The 4,138-nt window shown below is 73.5% G+C and carries 4 protein-coding genes; 2 read left to right on the forward strand and 2 right to left on the reverse strand.

Annotation, left to right across the window (positions count from 1 at the left end):
• Both IE312_RS30145 and IE312_RS30150 read left to right on the forward strand, forming a co-directional pair.
• On the forward strand, positions 1 to 954 hold a 954-nt coding region (locus IE312_RS30145), incomplete at its 5' end, for an NADP-dependent oxidoreductase (protein WP_229900600.1).
• Between the two features lie 94 nt (positions 955 to 1,048).
• On the forward strand, positions 1,049 to 1,468 hold the full coding sequence (locus IE312_RS30150; RefSeq protein WP_189985440.1) for an organic hydroperoxide resistance protein: 420 nt from the start codon (positions 1,049 to 1,051) through the stop codon (positions 1,466 to 1,468).
• A 77-nt stretch (positions 1,469 to 1,545) separates the two neighbouring features.
• On the opposite strand, the gene IE312_RS30155 is transcribed toward IE312_RS30150, so the two are convergent.
• Positions 1,546 to 2,706: a serine hydrolase domain-containing protein gene (locus tag IE312_RS30155; RefSeq protein WP_189985441.1), complete on the reverse strand. Its 1,161-nt coding sequence runs from the start codon at positions 2,704 to 2,706 to the stop codon at positions 1,546 to 1,548.
• A gap of 203 nt (positions 2,707 to 2,909) precedes the next feature.
• Positions 2,910 to 3,884 carry an SCO2400 family protein gene (locus tag IE312_RS30160; RefSeq protein WP_189985442.1) on the reverse strand — a complete coding sequence of 325 codons (975 nt, stop codon included), beginning with the start codon at positions 3,882 to 3,884 and terminating at the stop codon, positions 2,910 to 2,912.
• Positions 3,885 to 4,138 lie beyond the last annotated feature (254 nt).

The raw sequence follows: 4,138 nt of genomic DNA on the forward strand, positions 1-4,138 counted from the left end.
CCGAAGCCCGAGGACTTCGCCCTGGTCGAGGCGCCGGTCCCGAGCCCGCGGGAGGGCCAGGTGCTGGTACGGAACACGTACCTCTCCGTCGACCCGTACATGCGCGGCCGGATGAGCGAGGCGAAGTCGTACGTCGCCCCCTTCGAGCTGGGCAAGGTCATGCAGGGCGGCGCGGTCGGCGAGGTGGTCGAGTCCCGCGCCGAGGGCCTCGCGGTCGGCGACCACGTGCTGCACTTCCTCGGCTGGCGCGAGTACGCGGCCGTGGACGCCCAGCACGCCGTCAAGGTCGACCCCCAGGCCGCGCCCCTGTCGACGTACCTGGGCGTCCTCGGCATGACCGGGCTGACCGCCTACGCCGGCCTGCTGCGCACCGCCTCCTTCAAGGAGGGCGACGCCGTGTTCGTCTCGGGCGCCGCCGGGGCCGTGGGCAGCCAGGTGGGCCAGATCGCCAAGCTCAAGGGCGCCTCCCGGGTCATCGGCTCGGCCGGCTCCGACGAGAAGGTGAAGCTGCTGGTGGACGAGTACGGCTTCGACGCCGCGTTCAACTACAAGAACGGCCCGGTCGCCGAGCAGCTGCGCCAGGCCGCGCCCGACGGCATCGACGTCTACTTCGACAACGTCGGCGGGGACCACCTGGAGGCCGCCATCGGCTCCCTGAACGAGGGCGGCCGGATCGCCGTCTGCGGCATGATCTCGGTCTACAACAACACCGAGCCCGCCCCCGGCCCGAGGAACCTGGCCCGCCTCATCCAGACCCGGGGCCGCATCGAGGGCTTCCTGGTCGGCGACCACTACGACCTGCAGCCGCAGTTCGTCCAGGAGGTCGGCCCCTGGGTCGCCTCGGGCGCGCTGAAGTACCGGGAGACCGTGGTCGAGGGCATCGAGAACAACCTGGAGGCGTTCCTCGGGGTCCTGCGTGGCGACAACGTAGGCAAGATGGTCGTCAAGCTCTGACCTTCCCGATGTTTTCGGCATGCGGTAACTTCTTTCCGAAATCCGCCGTCGATCGTGGGCGCGAGTCGTGGCGGACCGAGGAGGAGACAACCGCATGCCCATCACGCAGTCCGACGTCCTCTACACCGCCGTCGCCACCGCCGAGAACGGCCGCGACGGCCGGGTCGCCACGGACGACGGCCGGCTCGACGTCGTCGTCAACCCGCCGAAGGAGATGGGCGGCAGCGGGTCCGGGACCAACCCGGAGCAGCTGTTCGCCGCCGGCTACAGCGCCTGCTTCCAGGGCGCGCTGGGCGTGGTCGCCCGGCAGGAGGGCGCCGACGTCTCCGGCTCGACCGTCACCGCCAAGGTCGGGATCGGGAAGAACGACGACGGGTTCGGGATCATCGTGGAGATCTCGGCGCGCATCCCGGACGTCGACGCGGCGACCGCACGGGATCTGGTCGAGAAGGCCCACCAGGTCTGCCCCTACTCGAAGGCGACTCGGGGCGGGATCACCGTGACGCTGGCCTGACCTCCGTCGTTTCCACACCGGCAGCCGCATCCTTGGACGTGGGATGCGGCTGCTTCCCGACAGGGCCAGCGCCCCCTTCAGGGTGCGGCCAGAGCCGCCTGCTGCACCGAGGCGGCGAGCCTGTTGTTCTCCGGCGCCGCTCCGCCCGGGAACGCGAACCTGCGCCTCGTGTAGGCGTAGGCGATGCCGCTGTGCGGGTCCGCGAAGGCCTGGGCCCCGCCCGCCCCGCAGTGGCCGAGGGTGGCGGCGCCCAGGAAGGGGTGCCAGGTGTCGGCGGTCGCCTCGAAGCCGAGGCCGAAGGACCGGTGGGCGCGGGCCACCAGGTCGTGGCCCGTGGAGTGGATCTGGCCGAACTCCGCCAGCGTGTCCTCCTTCAGCAGCGGGGTCCTGCCGTCCACCTCGCTGATCATCGCCGCGTACATGCCCGCCAGGCCGCGTGCCGAGCCGACCCCGCCCACCGAGGCGGGGCCCCGGGCCCGGATCAGCCGCTCGTTCACCAGGGCCGCCAGGTCCGTGGGGTGCGCACCGTGCCGGTTGAGGGCGATCGACGTGAGGGTGTGCGGGCCGGTCGGTACGGCGTCGAGCTGGGCCTGCTGCGCGGGGGTCGGCAGCATCGGCTGGACCGTGCGGAAGCGCGGCTCGTGCACAGCCGGCAGGCCCAGGTGGAGGTCGAGGCCGTGCGGGGCGCGGACCCGCTCCTCGTAGGCCTCCTGCAGCGTACGGCCCGTCGCCCGGCGGACGACCTCGCCGGTGAGCGCGCCGATGACCAGCGCGTGACGGCCGAAGGCCGTGCCCGGCCGCCAGAAGGGCCGCTGGTCGGCCAGGCGCTCGGCGATCATCCGGTCGTCGGCCAGCTCGGCGAGGGTGAACCCGGTGTCGGTGCCGACCAGCCCCGCGCGGTGCGCGAGCAGGTCCCGCAGGGTCAGCGCGCCCTTGCCCTCGGCGGCGAACTCCGGCCAGTAGTAGGTGACCTTGCGGTCCAGCTCCAGCGTGCCGTCCTGCACGAGCAGCGCCGCGACCAGGTGGGCCGCGCCCTGCGTCGCCGAGTACAGGGCGTACAGCGAGTCGCCCGCCGCGCCGGGGCCCGCCCACAGGTCCACGACCCGGCGGCCGTGCACGTAGGCGCACAACTGGCCCTCGTAGTCCTGCGGTTCACCGGCGACGAGGGCCGCGAACTCCTCCCGTACCGGCTCGAAGCCGTCGGCGACCGTGCCCTGGACGGTGCTCTCCTGCGTCATCCGCTCTCCTTGACCGATCCGCTGCTCGCTGCTCCCCGTCGGCGCAACGCCCGCCGTCGATCTCCCGGGCGTTCCCGGGATCGGTACGGCGGGACGTGCCCGTTCGACTCAACCCCCGTGCGGGCCGGTGGGTGTCAGGGATGCCCCGGACGGCGGAGGGGACGGGACGGTGCGGGGTGCGCCGGAGCGTGCCGCGGGTGCGCTCAGGTGCACCACCACAGGAAGCGGTCGCAGGTCTTGGTGGGCGAGGGCTCCGGGCTGGGGGCGGCGCTCGTCGGGGCCGCGGTGGGGGTGGCGGCGGGCGCGCTGGCGGCCGGGGCGGCGGAGGTGGTCGCGGCCGTACCGGAGCCCGCGGTGGCCGACTGCCGGGCCTCGCCGGTGTCCTCGGCGGAGGGGGAGGCGGATTCCTTGTCCTTCGGGGACTTCGAGGGGGACGCGGAGGCCGAGGCGTCCGGGGAGGCGGAGTCGCGCGTGCCCGGTGAGGCGCCGGAGGCGGTGTCGGCCGGGCCGGCGGTGCGGTCCGGTGCGGTGGAGGCGGCGCCGCCGTCGGCCGTGGTGTCCCCGGCGGGCGCCGGGGTGTCCCGGGAGAACGGCGAGAAGGGCGCGTCCGTGCCGAGTTCGGCGAGGCTCAGTCCGCCGGCCGCGAGCACGAAGCCGGCCGCGATCAGCACGGTGCGGCGACGGCGGCGACGGTGCACGGCGGCCTTGCGGTCCCGCCGGTTCGCCCCGGCCCGGGCGGCGCGCCGGCCACCGGGGACGGCCTCCCCGGCGGCCTCGAAGCCGGCGTCCTCACCCGTGTCCTCGTCCGGCTCCCGGCCCGCGTCCTCGTGCGCGTACTCGCCCGTGCCCTCGTTCGTGTACTCGCCCGTGCCCTCGTTCGTGTACTCGGCGGTGTCCTGGTCCGAGCGGTCGTCCGGGTACCCGCCCGTCTGCCGGCCCGGGGAGGCGTCCGCGTTCTCCTGCCAGCGGTCCGGCCGTTCGGGGGCCGCGGATGCGCCGAACGGGTCGTAGGGGGCGTCGTACGGGGTGCCGTACGCCGTCGGCGGCTGCGCGTACCCGTGCGCGAAGGCGTGCGAGTGCGCGGCCGTGGTGACGGCGAGGCGGCCGGCCGGCGTACCGCACCCGGGGCAGGCCAGGGCGCCGTTGAGGTGCCGTTGGCACGGGGGGCAGTAGTCCATGACGCGGGAAGACTAGAGTCCGCACGGGCCCCGTTCCAGGCGGGACTGTGAAGGTTTCGTGCGAGGTCGAAAGAGTTCTCGAAAGCCGTGCCGAAACCGTTACCTGTTCGACCCATTGACACCCCTGCCGGACCGTCCTTACTGTCACGCCAGCATTTCGAACGTGTGACGAAATCTCGAACAGCTGAGGGGCAACTGCCGTGCGCATCACCGGAATCAGCACGCACGTGGTCGGCACGCCGTGGCGCAACCTG

The organism is Streptomyces capoamus, assembly GCF_014654935.1.
In the GTDB taxonomy this organism is placed as follows: domain Bacteria; phylum Actinomycetota; class Actinomycetes; order Streptomycetales; family Streptomycetaceae; genus Streptomyces; species Streptomyces capoamus.

Coding starts and splice junctions, on each gene's coding strand:
- IE312_RS30150 (WP_189985440.1), top strand. CDS start 1,049: ATGCCCATCACGCAGTCCGACGTCCTCTACACCGCCGTCGCCACCGCC.
- IE312_RS30155 (WP_189985441.1), bottom strand. CDS start 2,706: ATGACGCAGGAGAGCACCGTCCAGGGCACGGTCGCCGACGGCTTCGAG.
- IE312_RS30160 (WP_189985442.1), bottom strand. CDS start 3,884: ATGGACTACTGCCCCCCGTGCCAACGGCACCTCAACGGCGCCCTGGCC.